The organism is Vibrio penaeicida, assembly GCF_030689305.1.
Taxonomy (GTDB): Bacteria; Pseudomonadota; Gammaproteobacteria; order Enterobacterales; family Vibrionaceae; genus Vibrio; species Vibrio penaeicida_B.
This window is the reverse complement of the sequence record NZ_JAUYVM010000010.1, coordinates 73,094-91,308: the sequence shown is the minus strand read 5'-3', so window position 1 is coordinate 91,308 and position 18,215 is coordinate 73,094. Positions and strand designations below refer to the sequence as shown.

At 45.3% G+C, this 18,215-nt stretch carries 15 protein-coding genes and 1 other RNA gene; all 16 read right to left on the bottom strand.

Features of this window, described 5'->3' with window-relative positions:
• Positions 1–5 precede the first annotated feature (5 nt).
• The 16 genes from lpxC to rsmI all read right to left on the bottom strand — a co-directional run bounded on the left by lpxC (position 6) and on the right by rsmI (position 18,155).
• Entirely contained in the window at positions 6–923 is a 918-nt protein-coding gene (gene lpxC, locus Q8W40_RS16770) for a UDP-3-O-acyl-N-acetylglucosamine deacetylase (protein WP_305398833.1), read from the bottom strand.
• Between the two features lie 96 nt (positions 924–1,019).
• Entirely contained in the window at positions 1,020–2,252 is a 1,233-nt protein-coding gene (gene ftsZ / locus Q8W40_RS16765; protein ID WP_305398831.1) for a cell division protein FtsZ, read from the bottom strand.
• A gap of 30 nt (positions 2,253–2,282) precedes the next feature.
• Positions 2,283–3,548, bottom strand: a complete 1,266-nt coding sequence (gene ftsA, locus Q8W40_RS16760) for a cell division protein FtsA (RefSeq protein WP_305398830.1) — start codon at positions 3,546–3,548, stop codon at positions 2,283–2,285.
• The gene (locus Q8W40_RS16755; RefSeq protein ID WP_370693398.1) at positions 3,541–4,326 is read right to left on the bottom strand and encodes a cell division protein FtsQ/DivIB; all 786 of its coding nucleotides are present in this window, start codon (positions 4,324–4,326) and stop codon (positions 3,541–3,543) included. The genes ftsA and Q8W40_RS16755 overlap by 8 nt, the downstream gene beginning before the upstream one ends.
• A gap of 194 nt (positions 4,327–4,520) precedes the next feature.
• The gene (murC, locus tag Q8W40_RS16750; protein ID WP_104401288.1) at positions 4,521–5,981 is read right to left on the bottom strand and encodes a UDP-N-acetylmuramate--L-alanine ligase; all 1,461 of its coding nucleotides are present in this window, start codon (positions 5,979–5,981) and stop codon (positions 4,521–4,523) included.
• A 15-nt stretch (positions 5,982–5,996) separates the two neighbouring features.
• The gene (gene murG / locus Q8W40_RS16745) at positions 5,997–7,070 is read right to left on the bottom strand and encodes an undecaprenyldiphospho-muramoylpentapeptide beta-N-acetylglucosaminyltransferase (RefSeq protein ID WP_305398828.1); all 1,074 of its coding nucleotides are present in this window, start codon (positions 7,068–7,070) and stop codon (positions 5,997–5,999) included.
• Positions 7,057–8,247 carry a cell division protein FtsW gene (gene ftsW / locus Q8W40_RS16740; RefSeq protein WP_370693401.1) on the bottom strand — a complete coding sequence of 397 codons (1,191 nt, stop codon included), beginning with the start codon at positions 8,245–8,247 and terminating at the stop codon, positions 7,057–7,059. The genes murG and ftsW overlap by 14 nt, the downstream gene beginning before the upstream one ends.
• Positions 8,248–8,276: 29 nt before the next feature.
• Positions 8,277–9,620 (bottom strand): UDP-N-acetylmuramoyl-L-alanine--D-glutamate ligase, encoded by a 1,344-nt coding sequence (gene murD, locus Q8W40_RS16735; RefSeq protein WP_305398826.1) that lies wholly within the window; start codon positions 9,618–9,620, stop codon positions 8,277–8,279.
• A 3-nt stretch (positions 9,621–9,623) separates the two neighbouring features.
• A complete protein-coding gene (gene mraY, locus Q8W40_RS16730) occupies positions 9,624–10,706 on the bottom strand; it encodes a phospho-N-acetylmuramoyl-pentapeptide-transferase (RefSeq protein WP_101112423.1) in 1,083 nt (360 codons plus the stop codon).
• Positions 10,706–12,064 carry a UDP-N-acetylmuramoyl-tripeptide--D-alanyl-D-alanine ligase gene (locus tag Q8W40_RS16725; protein WP_305398825.1) on the bottom strand — a complete coding sequence of 453 codons (1,359 nt, stop codon included), beginning with the start codon at positions 12,062–12,064 and terminating at the stop codon, positions 10,706–10,708. The genes mraY and Q8W40_RS16725 overlap by 1 nt, the downstream gene beginning before the upstream one ends.
• Entirely contained in the window at positions 12,061–13,539 is a 1,479-nt protein-coding gene (gene murE, locus Q8W40_RS16720; RefSeq protein ID WP_370693397.1) for a UDP-N-acetylmuramoyl-L-alanyl-D-glutamate--2,6-diaminopimelate ligase, read from the bottom strand. The genes Q8W40_RS16725 and murE overlap by 4 nt, the downstream gene beginning before the upstream one ends.
• A 34-nt stretch (positions 13,540–13,573) precedes the next feature.
• Positions 13,574–15,301, bottom strand: coding sequence for a penicillin-binding transpeptidase domain-containing protein (locus Q8W40_RS16715; protein ID WP_305398823.1), 1,728 nt, complete (start codon positions 15,299–15,301; stop codon positions 13,574–13,576).
• Positions 15,298–15,624: a cell division protein FtsL gene (gene ftsL / locus Q8W40_RS16710; protein ID WP_101112427.1), complete on the bottom strand. Its 327-nt coding sequence runs from the start codon at positions 15,622–15,624 to the stop codon at positions 15,298–15,300. Before ftsL ends, Q8W40_RS16715 begins: the two co-directional genes overlap by 4 nt.
• 1 nt (position 15,625) lies before the next feature.
• Complete coding sequence (gene rsmH / locus Q8W40_RS16705) at positions 15,626–16,576, bottom strand: 16S rRNA (cytosine(1402)-N(4))-methyltransferase RsmH (RefSeq protein WP_305398821.1); 951 nt, start codon at positions 16,574–16,576, stop codon at positions 15,626–15,628.
• Between the two features lie 217 nt (positions 16,577–16,793).
• Positions 16,794–17,185, bottom strand: an RNA gene (rnpB, locus tag Q8W40_RS16700) — RNase P RNA component class A.
• Positions 17,186–17,291: 106 nt separating this feature from the next.
• On the bottom strand, positions 17,292–18,155 hold the full coding sequence (gene rsmI, locus Q8W40_RS16695) for a 16S rRNA (cytidine(1402)-2'-O)-methyltransferase (protein ID WP_305398819.1): 864 nt from the start codon (positions 18,153–18,155) through the stop codon (positions 17,292–17,294).
• Positions 18,156–18,215 lie beyond the last annotated feature (60 nt).

Sequence of the window (18,215 nt, the reverse complement as noted above, 5' to 3'; positions counted from 1 at the left end):
CTCTTCTACGCAAGAACCATATTAGGTTCACCAAACGCGACTGGAGACCCAGCTTCTTCTTCGAAAGTTGCCCACTCCCACGCTTCTTGATCGGCAAGTACCGCTCTTAGTACTTTGTTGTTCATCGCATGACCAGATTTATAGGCGCGAAGTTCACCGACAATACTATGACCACACATGTACAAATCGCCAATAGCATCGAGTACTTTATGAGTCACAAATTCGTTTTCGAAACGTAGCCCTTCTTCATTAAGAATTCGGTACTCGTCCAAAACAATTGCACAATCAAAGCTACCACCAAGACACAAGTTCTGAGATTGAAGGTATTCAATGTCCTTCATGAACCCAAAAGTTCGAGCTCGTGAGATATCTTTGACAAACGCTTGAGAAGAAAAATCAAAAAGTAGGTGCTGTTCGTCAGATTCAATTGCTGGATGATCAAATTCGATGGCAAAGTCCATACGGAAGCCATCGTGAGGGACTAACTCAGCCCATTTATCACCATCTTCAACGCGAACCTTTTTCTTAATACGTACGAAACGTTTAGGGGCGTTGAGCGTCTCAATACCAGCCGACTGCAACAGGTAAACAAACGGACTCGCACTGCCATCCATAATAGGGATTTCAGGTGCGTCCACTTCAACAATTACGTTATCAATCCCCATGCCTGCTAATGCGGCATTGAGGTGCTCAACGGTTGAGATTCTGATACCTTCATCGTTGACTAGCGCAGTACAAAGCATGGTGTCACGAACTGACGCAGGATCGGCCGGAAAATCGACAGGCGGATTCATATCCGTTCTGCGATAAATAACCCCTGTGTTCGCCGCAGCTGGACGAAGAGTAAGTGTGACTTTTCTACCCGAGTGCAAACCCACTCCAGTTGTCTTCACCATCTCTTTCAGAGTTCTTTGTCTGATCATTTACCTACCCCTACTACGTATACCAGCCGTGCGACCGGAAAATCGACCGCACATGCTACCACGTTTCTGACGAATATCAATTATTTCGTACAATAATCAGTCAGCTTGGCGTCTCAAGAACGCTGGAATGTCCAAATAACCATTCTCTTTTTCCTGCTTCGGTGCAGCGTTTGCACCACCTTGAGCAGGAGTCGAAGGGCTAGCTGGAGTGGCTGGCTGACTCTTCACCTCTTCACCTTTTGGCAAGTTATTCGCTTGCAAAGGCTGTGCCGTTTTTTCTTCAACTTTGGCTGCTGGGGCAGCTGGCTGTTGAGCTGGCGTGGTGTTTTGTGGCTTGGAAGCACCTGTTACTAAAGTAATTTCAGGTTTTTTCTCGTTGCCAATTCCGGTTGCAACAACAGTTACGCGGATCTCATCGGTCATATCTGGATCCAGAGATGTACCAATAACTACCGTCGCATTATCTGATGCAAATGCTTTTACAGTATTACCGACAGTTTCGAATTCGTCCAGACGCATATCCAAACCTGCAGTGATGTTCACAAGAACACCTCTTGCGCCAGCCAAATCAATATCTTCCAGAAGTGGGCTAGAAATTGCCGTCTCTGCCGCTTCTTCTGCTCGGTCCTCTCCTTTAGAGACACCGCTTCCCATCATCGCATGACCCATTTCCGACATTACAGTGCGTACGTCCGCAAAGTCGACGTTAATCATGCCTGGGCGAGTAATCAATTCAGCAATACCTTGTACTGCGTTCTTAAGAACGTCATTGGCGCTTGCAAATGCTTCAAGTAGAGTGACACCACGTCCCAATACTTTAAGCAGCTTTTCATTCGGGATGGTAATCAAAGAATCAACATGCTTTGATAATTCTTCGATGCCTTGCTCTGCAAAAGCAAGACGTTTCTTGCCTTCAAATCCAAATGGCTTAGTCACGACAGCTACCGTCAGAACTCCAAGCTCTTTCGCTACTTCTGCGATCACTGGAGCTGCACCTGTACCTGTACCACCACCCATGCCGGCCGCTATAAATACCATATCGGCACCGGTTAGAATTTCTTTAAGTCTGTCTCTGTCTTCAAGAGCCGCTTCGCGACCTACCTGCGGGTTTGCGCCAGCTCCAAGACCTTTGGTGATATCGCCACCAATTTGAATGACAGTGTTTACGCTCGTTTTACGAAGTGCTTGAGCATCTGTGTTGACACTGATGAATTCCACGCCTTCAATAGATTCACGCACCATGTGCTCTACGGCATTACCACCGCCACCACCAACTCCAACGACTTTAATTACCGCATCGTCAGACATTTCCATCATCGGTTCAAACATTTGTTATCTCCGTTTTTCCTGTATTTCAGGTTAAAACTCTTTCTGTATCCAATTACGCATTTTTTGAAACAACCCAGAAACATTAGACTGTCGCTTGGGTTCGTTGTAGTCACCATCTTCAGAGAACTGGCTGTCTTTTGCGTAATGAAGTAATCCAACTGCCGTAGAATCATACGGCTCTTTAACATAATCAGTTAGACCGCTAATTTCCAACGGTTTACCCACTCTGACTTGGTTGCGAAAAACCCTTTCGGCACATTCCACAATCCCATCAATCTGTGCAGCTCCACCCGTTAAGACGACGCCTGCTGCGAGATGGTGTTTAATTCCCTCTGCACGCAGTTTGTCTTGAACGTTATCGATAGTCTGATTGACTAAACCCATAAGTTCAGTATATCTGGGCTCTATCACTTCCGATAGTGTTTGTCGTTGCAAACTTCGAGACGGACGACCACCAACACTTGGAACATTCACGGTATCGTCTTTACTGACAAGCTCACTTAGCGCACAACCGTACTTTACTTTTATCTCTTCAGCATCGCTAACAGGCGTGCCAAAAGCAAATGCGATATCGCTTGTCACTGCGTTGCCAGCGTAGGAAAATACTTCCGTATGTCTAAGCGCACCACCAGTCCAAATGGATACATCCATTGTCCCAGCACCGATATCGACGACGCAAACACCTAGCTCTCGTTCATCTTCGGTAATGACTGCATTACTCGAAGCTAAGCCAGAAAAAACCAGCTGCTCTACTTTCAGTCCGCAACGTTCTACCGCTTTAATAATATTTCTCGCCATGTCGTTATGGCAAGAAATCAGATGAACGCTGACCTCCATCCTTACCCCTGATAAGCCAAGCGGGTTCTTAATCCCTTCTTGATAATCAATAGTAAATTCTTGAGGAATTACATGTAAAATTCGCTGTTCATCACCAATTTTTATGGACTTTGCTGTGTGGATCGCACGATCCATATCGTCCTGAGAAACCTCTTCATCTGAAATGGTTCCCATTCCTTTTTCAATCCTGCTAGCAATATGACGCCCAGAAAGCGAAATAAATACTTTGCTGATTTGGCATTCAGCCATTAATTCAGCTTGATCAACAGCCCTTTGTACTGACTTGACCACAGATTCAAGATCATTCACGCCACCTTTGTCCATACCTCTCGACGGACTTGTGCCAGCGCCAATAATATTAATCTGTCCATCTGGTAGGCATTCACCTACCAAAGCGGAAACGGTCGCAGTACCAATATCAAGACCAACAATGATGTTGTCATCTGTGGTTTTAGTCATCTGTGCTCTCTTGTACTAAATCCTGATTTGGAAACCAACCTATTGCCGCTCCTGTATCATACCGTAAGTCGATATGACTAATCTGTTGCGATTTTGAGCCAAGCTTTTGATAAAGCGCAACAAAACGTGTTATTCGTTCAAGAAGCGCTTCTTTTCCAAGCTCCAAACGTATTCCGCTAGTCAAAATAACCTGCCATGCACGTCTGTCGTTTAGGAGTACGGAAGAAACGGTTAGGTCCATAGGAACCAGTAGCTCTTGAATTTTTTGCCAGGCTTGCAAGACTTGCTGATGACTCCCTTCGGGACCATAAAGTTTAATCTTTTCACTCGTCAGCTCTGCAATATCGGCATCAAATACATTTCCTTCCATGTTGAGCATGGAAATACCATTCCAAATAGCCTGGGCTTCATGCTCAACTAAATATACTTTGATTGTGTCTGGCCATTGTTTACGTATTGACACTCTCGCTACCCACGGTAGGGCTAATAAGGCATTTTGAAGCTCATCGACGTCTTGAGACATAAAGGTGCCAATATGCTCGAAAGAAGCAAAGGCACTTTGCACCTCTTTTGGCTGCACGTGAGTCAAATCCCCTTGCAATACCAATTTAGATAATGGTAGTCGTTGCTCATCCCACATCCAATTTAATGTAGAAAACATCAACCAACCAATAAACAAGACAACAACGACTAAAAAACCTATCCCCATGAATGTATTATGGGGCTTGGGTAACTCTTCGTACGTTTCTATTTCGCTTTCGTGGCTCACTGAGTACATACCAATGCTATCAATTATTTAACGATATTCTTGTTCGGTTTGGAGCAGAACATCCTAAAACTAAAGATCATTCGACTGATTTACTCAAACTAGCGATTATACTGACCATCATCCCATAGTCCATCAACCACAAGAATAAATATGGTCTAGTGTGACACACCGGACAAAAAACAGACAAAATAAAGGCTTGGCTATTATTCCTGACGCATACGTTCTACGTTCAACTCTAAACCAGCCAGCACTTTGGCAACTTTACCAACATCACCAGCCCCTTGTGTTAATACTAGGTCACCATCTTGGAGAACATTTGCTAGGACACTCGGTAAGTTTTGAGTTTCTGGAACAAAAATTGGGTCTAACTTACCTCGGCTACGAATCGTTCGACATAAAGCACGACCATCTGCTCCAGCAATCGGCGCTTCACCAGCTGAATAGACATCTAGCATAATAAGCACATCAACCTTTTCGAGCACATTTGCGAAATCATCATACAAATCTCTCGTTCGGCTATATCGGTGCGGCTGAAATACCATGACCAATCGCTTGTCTTCCCACCCAGCCCTTGCAGCATCGATGGTGACATCCACTTCACTAGGGTGGTGACCATAGTCATCGACGAGCATTGCCTTACCACAGCCTGTTTCAAACTCTCCCAAGTGATCAAAACGTCGTCCAGTACCTTGAGTACCAGCCATTGCGCTTAGTATCGCTTCATCAGCCACGTCATCTTCTGTTGCCACAGCAATGGCAGCAGATGCGTTTAGTGCGTTGTGCTTACCCGGGATGTTCAATGTAATGTCTAGATTGGCTTTGCCTTTGCGAACAACCGTGAATTTGCCTTGTTGCCCTTCTTGGCGGTAGTTTTCAATTCTTACATCTGCATCTTCAGAGAATCCGTACGTAATAACTTGGCGGCTGACTCTTGGAATCAGTTCGCGTACAACCGGATCATCAATACACATGATTGCCTGCCCATAGAATGGCAGGTTATGGAGAAAATCAATGAACGTTTGTTTTAAGGTCTCGAAGTCGCCGCCATATGTATCCATATGATCGGCTTCTATATTGGTAACGATGCTGACCATTGGCTGTAAATGTAAGAATGACGCATCACTTTCATCGGCTTCCGCAATAAGAATCCGGCTAGACCCTAAACGAGCATTTGTACCGACACTTTTAACTAGTCCGCCATTGACAAATGTTGGATCGAGTCCAGCTTCAGAATAAATCTGCGTGACAAGCGCTGTTGTCGTTGTTTTACCATGCGTTCCTGCCACAGCAATACCATGTCGGAATCTCATTAATTCAGCCAACATTTCAGCACGACGAACGACTGGAATACGCCTTTCTTTCGCGGCGACTAACTCTGGGTTATCTTGTTGAATGGCAGTCGAGACAACGACGACACTGGCTTTTTCAACATTGCCTGCATCATGACCAAAATAGATCGTTGCACCTTTACCACTCAACCTTTCTGTTACTGGGTTTTCGGCTAGATCTGATCCTGAGATGTGGTAACCTTCATTTAAGAGCACTTCAGCGATACCACTCATTCCGGCACCACCAATTCCGACAAAATGAATGGACTTCACTCTTCTCATCTCAGGCACCATTGCACGGATTTGAGAGATGTCTTGGTTGTGTTCTATTGTCATTTTGTGTTTCTCATTCTATCGGTCAACAGACTGTTGAGTTAATTCTTTAATCGCATTCGCTACATATTGGTCAGCATTGGGTTTTGCCGACTTTTGGGCATTGCTTGCCATCTTCACCAAGCTCGCTCTGTCTAGCTGCTTTATGGCTTCTGACAATTTTTCTGAAGTCAGGTCAGGTTGCTCAATCATAATCGCAGCATTGGCATCAACAAGATGATCGGCATTCAATGCTTGTTGACGATCTTTATGCATAAAAGGTACAAAAATTGCGCCGACCCCAGCGGATGATATCTCGGAAACAGTTAATGCTCCGGATCGACATACAACTAAATCTGCCCATTCATAAGCAGCCGATACATCATCAATAAACTCGGTTGCTTCGGCTTGAATACCAGCGCTTTCGTAGGCAGATTGGACAGACTCTTGGTTTCCTTTACCAGCTTGATGGCGAATAACATAGCCGTTTCCAAGTAAGGCTGCTGTTTCAGGTACTGTTGTATTCAGGATTCTCGCCCCTTGGCTTCCACCCATAACCAAAATACGTACATCACCTTCACGAGATGCTATCCGAGATTCTGCAGAGCCAAGAGTAGTCACATCTTTTCTCACAGGGTTACCCACTACCGGAACATCTTTAAAAGCACCGGGAAAGGCCTGAAAGACTTTGGTTGCGATTTTTGATAGCCATTGATTCGTTAAGCCCGCTACCGCATTTTGCTCATGAAGAACCAAAGGAATACCCGATAACCAAGCCGCAACACCGCCAGGTCCACTTACATATCCGCCCATCCCCAACACAACGTCAGGTTGCCACGCCTTGATATGCTTTTTAGCTTGAAGGATAGCATTGAGGATTTGAAAAGGTGCTTTAATCAATTTTACAACGCCCTGCCCACGAAGACCTTTCACTTGAATAAAGTCGATATCAATGCCGTGTTTTGGGACAAGGTCAGCTTCCATACGGTCAGCCGTGCCTAACCAACGAATTTCCCACCCTTCATCTTGCAAGCATTTGGCAACAGCAAGCCCCGGGAAAACATGCCCCCCCGAACCACCAGCCATTACTAATAAACGTTTATTTTGTTTCATTTGAGTTCTTATTTTCAGGAATCTTTATTTGTTGCGACAATCGCCGCTCATGATCAATCCGCATTAATATTGCAACCGCGACACACATCACGATTAAACTGGAACCACCATAGCTAATCAGCGGCAGAGTGAGCCCTTTAGTCGGAACCATACCCGCGGCTGCACCAACGTTGACCAGTGTTTGAAAAGCAAACCATATTCCAATACCAAATGCCAAGTATCCACCAAACATTTGCTTTGCTTCAAACGCTTTCTTTCCAATAAATATCGCTTTCAGTACTAACGCAAAAATCAACACCAGTACAATACTAACGCCAACAAACCCAAGCTCTTCGGCGATCACCGCGAAAACAAAGTCTGTATGCGCTTCAGGAAGGTATTCTAACTTTTGAATGGAATTACCTAACCCCTGACCAAACCAGCCACCTCGACCAAATGCCATCAAGGATTGAGTCAACTGATAGCCACTACCAAATGGGTCGTCCCATGGATCTAAAAAGGATGTAACTCGTCGCACTCGATAGGGCTCTACCAATATCAACACAACAACGCCAGCTATCCCAACCATCATCAGCGCCAAAAACTGCCACAGTTTTGCGCCTGCAATGAATAACAGTCCGAACATGGTCACCAGCATGACAATCACAGTGCCCAAATCTGGCTGTCCCAACAATAAAAGAGCAACAAGACCGAAAACAATAATGGGCTTCATAAAACCACCGAAGAAGGTTTTCCTTACTTCGTCTTGTTTTCGAACTAAATAACCCGCCATAAACATGAACAAGGATAATTTGGTCAATTCTGCTGGCTGCAAATTGAAAACCCCTAGCGGGATCCAGCGCGAAGCACCATTCACGGACTTGCCTGCCACCAGCACAACCATCAATAGAACGAAACAAATCCCCAATAATATATGACTGTATTTGAACCAACGATCCATGGGAATTTGAACAACAACTGAAGCCGCAGCAAACCCCACAACACAAAACACAAGCTGCTTATACATGAAGTAAAATGGTGTATCTGTAAGGCGACTACTAACGGGAAAAGAAGCTGAGGTCACCATGACCAGGCCGATAAGCATTAGACCAAACGACAGCCAAAGTAGCTGTCTATCAAACAGTGCTTTGGGTGCTGGTTCAAACAGCCAGTGTTTGCAGTTTGAAAATGTTTCGATTAAGCGTCCCAACAGAATTCCCTTTAGCCTTACAAGGACGCGTAACGTTGAGCGAGTTGAGTAAACGCATCGCCACGCGCCATAAAGTTTGGATATTGGTCAAAACTGGCGCAAGCGGGGGACAGCATAACGATATCACCAGCGTTTAACTTGGATGAAATACTCGATAATGCCTCATCCATAGTATTCCAGCGGATAGCTGACGGGTGTAAAGACAAAAACTCGCTGCCATCTTCGCCGTAACAATGCAATGTCACTGGTAAAGACGCCAATACGGGTTCAAGTTCAGAAAAATCGGCACCTTTTCCATCACCACCAACCAACAGATGAAGTTGTCCTTCACATTGTAACCCCGACAAAGCGGCTAAAGTACTGGCGACATTGGTAGCTTTGGAATCATTCACCCACTTTACGCCATTGGATTGAGCAACAACCTGACAACGGTGGGTTAATCCAGTGTAGTTTTGGAGAGCGGAAACAGATGAATGGTAGTCGATACCTGCCGCATCAAGTAAAGCCATTGCGACCAAGGCATTCATACTATTATGCTGACCAACAAGGCTTAAAGAAGAAGTCGGAACAAAGGGGTCATCGTCTTTTGCGAGAAAAACGTCATCACTCACTGTTTTCAAACAATAGTCTGCATTGGAAGGCGCAAAAGTGATGATATCACCGGAATATTTAGGCGTTGGGAACGTCGCTGAATCCTGTTGATTAACAATGGCTTTTTGGGCATTTAAGAAAATTCGCTGCTTGGCTGCACCATAGCCGGCAAAATCATCATATCGGTCCATATGATCTTCGGTCAGATTCAAATAAGCGGCAGCAGCTAGTGGTAAGTTCGATGTCGTTTCAAGTTGGAAGCTCGATAGCTCAAGCACGTAAAGATCGGCATCCTCTACAAGGAGATCCAAAGCGGGAATCCCAATATTACCACCAATTCTTGTTCTACAACCCGCAGCATTAGCCATCACTCCAGTCAAATCGGTAACGGTACTTTTACCATTTGATCCTGTAATAGCTATAACGGGTTTGGTCACTGCCCAACCAAACAATTCAATATCACCGACAACAGGGACGCCTTGTTCAATAGCACGCTGCAATTCTGGTGTGGCTAACGCAATACCAGGATTCGCCACAATGAGGTCAGCATTCTTAAGCCAGCTCTCATTCCAACTTCCAGTGTGGACAGCAACATCCTCATTCAGTTTATCCAAACCCGGAGGGTTTTCTCGAGTATCGATGACTTTAACATTAAGAGATTGCTTCTGGCGTAGCAAATGATTGACGACAGAAAGACCTGTAATACCAAGCCCTACGACCACGACGTCTTTCACGTTCTCCCAACGCTGCTTGTTCGGAATTTCATTCATCGATTAACGTACCTTCAATGTTGCCAGACCAATAAGAACCAAAATAATAGAGATGATCCAGAAGCGCACAATAACGCGAGGTTCAGGCCAACCTTTCAATTCGTAGTGATGGTGAATAGGCGCCATACGAAAAATACGTTGACCACGAAGTTTGTATGATCCGACTTGAAGGATAACGGATACCGTTTCCATCACGAACACGCCCCCCATGATCACCAACAAAAGTTCTTGGCGCACTAATACCGCGATAGTCCCAAGCGCTCCACCTAATGCAAGGGAGCCGACATCACCCATGAAGACCTGCGCAGGGTATGTGTTGAACCACAAAAAGCCCATGCCAGCGCCAACAATCGCAGTACACACAACAACCAGCTCACTGGTATAAGGGATATGAGGGATATGCAGGTATGCGGCAAAATTCACATTACCCGTCGCCCACGCGATAACAGCAAATCCAGCAGCAACCATGACTGTTGGCATAATCGCGAGACCATCTAACCCATCGGTTAAGTTCACCGCGTTACTGGTACCAACGATCACGAAATACGTAAATACAATATACAGTAAGCCCAGTTGAGGCATGACGTCTTTAAAGAATGGCACCACCAATTGAGTTGCCGCTGTATCTTTACCATGTGCATAGAGTGCAAACGCGACGACAAGTGCAATACTCGATTGCCAAAAATATTTCCAACGAGCGATAAGACCATCGGTATTTTTACGTACGACTTTACGATAATCATCGACAAACCCAACAGCGCCATACCCTAATAAGACCGCCATTACAGCCCAAACATAAGGGTTGGATAAATCAGCCCAGAGTAAAACCGTTATTGCAATGGAGGATAGAATCATCAATCCTCCCATTGTTGGAGTACCGCGCTTACTAAAGTGAGATTCAGGACCGTCATTACGAACAACTTGACCGATTTGCAACATTTGCAAACGCTCAATCAATCGAGGTCCCATCCATAATGAAAGACCCAGTGCGGTCAATACGCTGAGGATGGCACGAAAAGACAGATATTCGAACAATCGAAAGAAAGAAAAATATGGCTGAAGTAACTCCGCGAGCCAAATAATCATTATTGAATCTCCTTCAAAGCAGCGACTACTTTGCTCATTCCGGCGCTGTTCGCCCCTTTGACCAAAAGTGTGTGCATTTGATTTTGTTGTGTTTCTAGCTGCTGCTTAATAAATTGGATCATCGCGTCGTGAGAATCAAAATGTTGCCCACCACACTCTTCGCTGATCACTTTTGTGTCGTCCCCGTAGGTCAACACATATTCAAAATTAAATGGTGCCGAATGTTGTCCGACTTCACGGTGAAGTTCAAGGCTTTCGTCACCTAATTCCGCCATGAAGCCCAAAATTAACCAGCGCACACCATCGTAATGATCCAGCAAATCGGCGGCGGCTTTCATAGCAGGGACGCTGGCATTGTAACTATCATCGATAAGGCGAACATGTTCATTGAGCTTGATCACTTCTACCCGACCCGAAACATTTGTCATGTTAGCCAGACCAGATTGTATTTCTGTCAGCGTAGCGCCAGCGTTTTGTCCAAGCGCAGCTGCCGCAACAGCGTTAGCAACATTGTGCTCGCCAACTAAGGTTAAACTCACTGATGCATTGCCAAGCGGGGTGCAAAGTGTAAAAGAGGGAAGCCCTTCTTTCGATATTTCAATATCTTTTGCGAAAAAATCAGCACTGTAATCTGAAGCAGAAAACGTAACGACTTGCTTATCGCTTAACGTTTCCCCCCAAAATGCCAATCCATTACTGTCTTTATTTACAACAGCAATATCGTTACTGGACAACCCTTGAAAAATTTCACCTTTTGCTTGTTTTACTCCGTCCATAGAGCCAAAACCTTCAAGATGCGCAGCCGCCACATTGTTAACTAGCGCTATTTTGGGCTTCACTATGCGAGTCGTGTAGGCAATCTCTCCAATATGATTTGCCCCCAACTCAATAACGGCATAGTCGTTTTTCTTTTCTGAGCGAAGTAATGTTAGAGGCACACCAAACTCATTGTTAAAGTTGCCAAGTGTTGCCAATACGTGACCTTTTTGACGCAAGACTGCACTCAACATTTCTTTCACTGTCGTCTTTCCGCAGCTTCCTGTTAGAGCTATGGTTAAGCTTTCACTTTGTTCGTGTATCCAAGAACCAAGCGCGCCAAGTGCTTTTGTTGTGTCTTCCACAATTATTTGCGGTATGTCGATGGGAAGTTCTCGCTCAACTAAAAACGCTTTTGCACCCTTGTCTATCGCTTGCTGGCAAAAATCATGGGCATCAAATCGCTCACCGACGATGGCGATAAACAGGGCTGACTCTTCAATGGCGCGAGTGTCCGTTGAGACAGAATGTATCTGAACATCCTCTCCTTTCAATTTCCCTTCAAGAATCTGACTTGCTTGAGAAAGGTAAAAGCTGATCATCCCATGATTCCTAATAATTGCTCTGCGGTTTCCCTATCCGAATAGTGCACCGTTTTGTCAGCCAATACTTGGTAGTCTTCGTGCCCTTTACCTGCCAATAAGATAATGTCATTTTCAGATGCATTGCGCAGAGCATACGAACAAGCATCAAATCTATCATGCTTAATCACCACCCTATCTGGCTGCTTCATACCTCCAAGCATATGCTTAACGATTAATTCAGGGGACTCACTTCTTGGGTTATCGTCCGTTAAAATCGCGTGATCGGCCAGCCTTTCTGCTATATCCGCCATCATCGGGCGCTTGCCAATGTCTCTATCTCCGCCGCACCCAAAAATTGCCCACAGTTTTCCTTCGCAATGGACACGCAGTGCCGATAGCGCTTTTTCTAATGCATCGGGTGTATGTGCATAATCCACAACAACTTTGGCTTTGCCGCTGCGCTGGAAGAGTTCCATACGACCAATAACGGGGGAAAGCCTAGGGGCAGCTTCCATTAACGCCTCTTTTTCAAAGCCCAATTCCAACAAAGAACCAAACGCAAGCAATATGTTACTCGCATTAAAAGCGCCAATCAGAGGAACAGAAAGCTTGCCGGCCCCCCAATTACTATTAAATGAGAGCTCAATACCTTTGGTGCTGTATTTCACCTCTGTGGCATATAGGGACTTTTCTGTATTTGGATTTGACTCTAAAGACACCGCCAAAGGCGACGATAGTTGTTGAACCCATTGCGCCCCAACCGAATCATCGACATTTATTACTGCTTTACGGCAGTCATGGTCTCGGAACAAAGTAAATTTCGCATCAGCGTAGGACTTCATAGTTTCATGGTAGTCGAGATGATCACGACTCAAGTTAGTAAACACGCCCACAGAAAAAGTCAGGGCCTTCACTCTTCCTTGAATCAAACCATGAGAAGAGACTTCAATAGCCACATGTTCTGCGCCTTGCTGTCTTAGGCTAGATAATGTTTCAACCACTTCAATTGCACTGCCAGTAGTATTCACCGCAGGTTTAATATTGTGGAGAAAACCATTACCGGCAGTACCCATCACTGCGGCTTTTTGACCAACCAGTTCTATCCATTGAGCGATAATTTGCGTAATGGTGGTTTTCCCATTGGTCCCAGTGACACCAATGAGTTTTGTATCGATGTCGCCATATGCTCGTAAAGAAATCGCCGATAAGATCATATTCAAATCGCTGAGATAAACGATCAGTGTTCCGCTTTGTTCTTCATAGCTGCCATGTGGGTGCTCTTCGATTGCTTGAGCAATCACTGCCACAACTCCACTGTTAATGGCCGCTGGAATAAAATCATGACCATTAATTGCATGACCAGAAAGCGCCACAAATGTGTCACCTGGCTGAACTTTTCGACTGTCCAATACTAACTGTGTAATACGGACATTAAATTCTTCGGGAATGTTTGCATCTGTCCATGGGCTAATCAGAGAAGCTAAATTATGCACGCAATTTCCTCTTATCTATTCTTTAGAAATTCTATTATTCCGAAAACTGGTTTTCATCCGGTGCGACATTGAGAATTTGCAGCGCACCTTTCATAATTTCAGAAAATACAGGTGCGGCAACAGTACCGCCGTAATACTGGTCACCTTGCGGCTCATTCACGACCACAACTAATGCCAATCTTGGATCACTGACTGGTGCAATGCCCGCTGTATAAGCAAAATATTCGTCACTGTAACCACCAGCCGTCGCTTTACGGGATGTCCCCGTTTTGGCGGCAATCCGATAACCTGGAACGGCAGCACGCGTGGCGCTGCCCCCTTTTTGGGTTACCTTTTCCATCATATTCAGTACTAACTTTACGTTATGCTCATCGATCACTTGTTTTGAAATATCGTGTTTATTGTTTTTCACAATGTGTAAAGGTCGATACATTCCATAATTACCCAAGGTCGCGTAAGCATGCGCTAGTTGAATTGGTGAAACCGATAGCCCATAACCAAATGATAGCGTTGCGATTTCAAACTTAGACCAACGTCGTCGAGACGGGAATATACCGGTTGTTTCGCCGACAAGGTTCAAACCACTGACTTCGCCAAACCCTACAGAGCTGTACATTCCCAGCAATGCTTCCAGCGGCATAGCGAGCGCTAACTTAGTGACACCGATATTACTCGATTTTTTTAATATGGTGGTGAGATCGGCTTTCCCGACCTTCGAGACATCTCTTACTCGGCTTCCGCCAATCTGGAGAATGCCATTCCCTGTATCAATTTCTGTATTTTCATCAGCCACACCATTTTCTAGAGCAGCCAATACGACGAAAGGTTTCACTGTCGAACCCGGCTCGAATGCATCTGTAATGGTGCGATTTCTCATTCGAAAACTTTGTCGTTGAGACCGATTGTTTGGGTTATAAGATGGCGCATTAACCATCGCCAACACTTCGCCCGTTTTGACATCGAGGAGTACCGCTGAAGCCGAAGTCGCGTTGTGATCGGCCACCGCCTGTTTCATCGCTCGGTACGCGATGGATTGCAATCTTTGGTCCACAGTAAGTTGAAGTGGTTGCCCTTCCTCTCTTTCTTCAAGCGAGATATTTTCGACAACCCGCCCAAAGCGATCTTTCCGAATGGTACGTTTTCCTGCCTCACCCATGAGCCATTTGTCGTACGAACGCTCTATGCCTTCCAGCCCATGTCCATCGATTCCAGTCACACCAATCAAGTGAGCACTAACTTCACCGGAAGGATAATAACGTCGAGACTCTTGCTTTAACCCTACGCCCGCTAACTTTAATTCTCGAATATAATTTGCCATGGCAGGACTGACTTGGCGTTGAAGATAAATAAAACGGCGCGACTTATTCTTATTAATGCGCGCAATAAGCTTTTGACGGTCCATTCCGAGTACGTCGGCCAATGCATACCAGCGCTCTATCGGCTCAAGTCCGGATTCTTTAAATATGGTAACTGGATCTGCCCAAACGGCTTCAACGGGTACGGAGACTGCAAGTTGCTCACCGTTCCGATCAGAAATAATCCCTCGGGCAGAAGGTAGCGCCTTGACACGAACAGAGCGTAAATCACCCTGTCTAATTAGATTATCTGGCTCAATAACCTGAATGTAAGCCAACCGCGCTAACAATGTCCCCATAACACACACAACGAACCCAAGTACAACAGCAAAACGCCAACGGATAAGAATTGGCGTTTCTTTTTCGGGTTGCTTTCTTGTGTTAGAGGTGGTTTTAGACTTGCTCATTGGAAAGAAACTATAACCTCTTTGTCGGCATCAGGACGCTTCATATCTAACTCTTTCTGAGCCATTTCTTGCACACGACTGTGCTCTGCCAATGCGTTCTCTTCCAATATTAAGTTGCGCCATTCATTATCTAAGCGATCCCTTTCAACAAGTTCACTATCACGTTGGTGAATGGCTGCCCTCGTATCGTGAGTGGTATGCACAACCCACATAGCCGAAGCAAACGCTAATAATAGTAGAGTCGCAGGCACTCTTCCGACGGTAACAATGTCGATAAAAATGAGCTTGGCGAGATTAGGGGAAGCGTCCTTGGCACTCGGCATATTAGAGTTTTTCCGCAATCCTTAGCACTGAACTGCGTGAACGCGTATTTTCATCCACTTCTTGTTTAGAAGGTTTAATTGCTTTAGTGAGCGTTTTCATTCGCGGGCTGCCCAATGCCTTAATTTGATCTTCCGTCATTGGGATACCATGTGGCACTTCAGGTCCTTTACTCTCTTTTCGCATGAAACGCTTGACCATGCGATCTTCGAGAGAGTGAAAACTGATGACAGAAAGACGCCCTTCTGCCGCTAAAATCTCGGCCGCCCCTTTCAAAGCGGTATCGATCTCTTCCAACTCACTATTGATGTAAATTCGGAATGCTTGGAAACTGCGAGTCGCTGGGTGCTTTTTCTCTTTGAAATTTTTTGGGGCTGCATCTGAAATCAACTTAGCGAGCTGACCTGTGCGTGTCATTGGCTCGTTTTCTTCATTTTCACGATAGGCCACAATGGCTTTAGCAATTCGTCTTGCGTGCTTATCTTCACCAAATTCACGAATGACCCAGGTAATGTCATCTAAATCGGCTTCTTTTAGCCACTCAGAAACAGGCATACCTGACGTCGGATCCATTCTCATATCCAATGGACCATCTTTCATGAAACTAAATCCACGTTCAGCATCATCTAATTGTGGAGAAGAGACACCGAGGTCAAGAAGCACACCATCAACCTTGCCAACAAGATCATAGCGCTCGGCGTATTCTGCAATACCAGAAAATGGACCATGAACGATGGTAAAACGAGGATCATCAATTTTTTCAGCTTCAGCAATCGCCGTCGGATCGCGATCGATACTAAACAAGCGACCGTTTTCTCCCAACTTAGAAAGAATGGTTCGGCTATGACCACCACGACCAAAAGTGCCGTCTATATAAATGCCGTCGGGCTTAATTGCTAACCCATCAATAGATTCATTTAGTAAAACGGAAATGTGCTGAAAAGTTTCTGTCATGGTTTTCTCTTGTGCCGAATGGCGAAAATAAAGCAAGGGTTTAGTGTACTGATTTCGCTCTTTGCTGCCAGTACTTAATCTTAATTTGTTAGGATTTGTATCCAAGTCACGCCTAGTTTCTCAATTCAACGCCTAGTTTAGTAGGAATCGTCTAATATGCGTCAGTAAATAGCAAAAAACCCATCATTACTCGGTAAAGTAATGATGGGTTCTGAATAGGTGGAGTCGACACATAAGCCGGGTTCTGTTCCGCTTGCGCGGCAGTAGCCATTCGTCTAGGCCAGCAATCGCTCACTGGCTCAAGCAACCTACCCGCTTCCTTACGCGAGCAACGCAATGTGGAAGCCTATTTGGTCTTGCTCCGGGTGGAGTTTACCTTGCTACGAACTGTTGCCAGTCGCACGGTGCGCTCTTACCGCACCCTTTCACCCTTACCTGTGCCCTTCCCGAAGGAAATAGGCCATCGGCGGTTTTCTCTCTGCTGCACTTGTCGTGGGCTTGCGCCCCCCAGGCGTTACCTGGCACCCTGCTCTTTGGAGCCCGGACTTTCCTCCCCTCCGTCAGTCTCCCGAAGGACATCAACGAAGCAGCGACTACCCAGTCAACTCCGACGCGGATTGTATAGAGATAGATGTCTACTGTCTAGGGGCTCATTAGGGTTGACGATATTTTTTAATGCCAATCGTATAAAACTCAAGCAACTTACCGACGAGTTTTAATCTAAATGCTCTAATCCCCATTTATACAGAGCATTTTTTTTGAGGTTGTATATTTCTGCCGTCATTGCTGCCGCTTTTTTGAGTGGTAACTCTTTGGTTAAAATGCTCAAAGTACGGGTCACCTCATCAGGTATTTCTTCTGTGGCTTGTTCTCGGTGCCCGTGTATGAGCAACACCATTTCACCTTTTTTACGGTTGTCATTTTCCTCAATCCAAGGAATAAGTTCGCCTAACGGCATCCCTTGGATGGTTTCATACGTTTTGGTCAGCTCTCGGGCTAGAACCACTTCTCTATCAGCACCAAGGATCTCAAGCATGTCTTTGAGAGAGTCCATGATACGGTGTGGCGACTCATAAAAAATACAGGTACGCTCAGCTTTGGCAATTTCAAGAAACTTATCTTTTCGACCTTTACTCTTAGGAGGAAGAAAACCTTCAAAACTGAATCGATCGGAAGGCAGCCCCGCAGCGCTCAATGCGGTCACCACAGCACAGGCACCAGGTAATGGCACAACTTTGACACCCGCCTGACGACATTGATTCACTAGGTGATACCCTGGATCACTGATTAATGGCGTTCCAGCATCGGAAACCAGAGCAATAGAAAGCCCTTGTTGTAACCTATCAACCAGTACTTGCGCTTTTTGTTGTTCATTGTGATCATGCAGAGCGAATGTTTTCGTTGATATATTGAAGTGGGAAAGTAACTTGCCTGTGTGTCGGGTATCTTCAGCGGCAATAAGATCCACATTGGATAAAACCTCTATGGCTCGCTGCGTAATATCTCCCAAATTTCCGATTGGGGTGGGAACAATATAGAGAGTTGAGACCTCAGACGGGGAAGAATTGTTGTCTGTCATTTGTTTACCATCACTTCAACGATTAATATAGAGATAATTTTGTATTTGTTTAACAAGAAC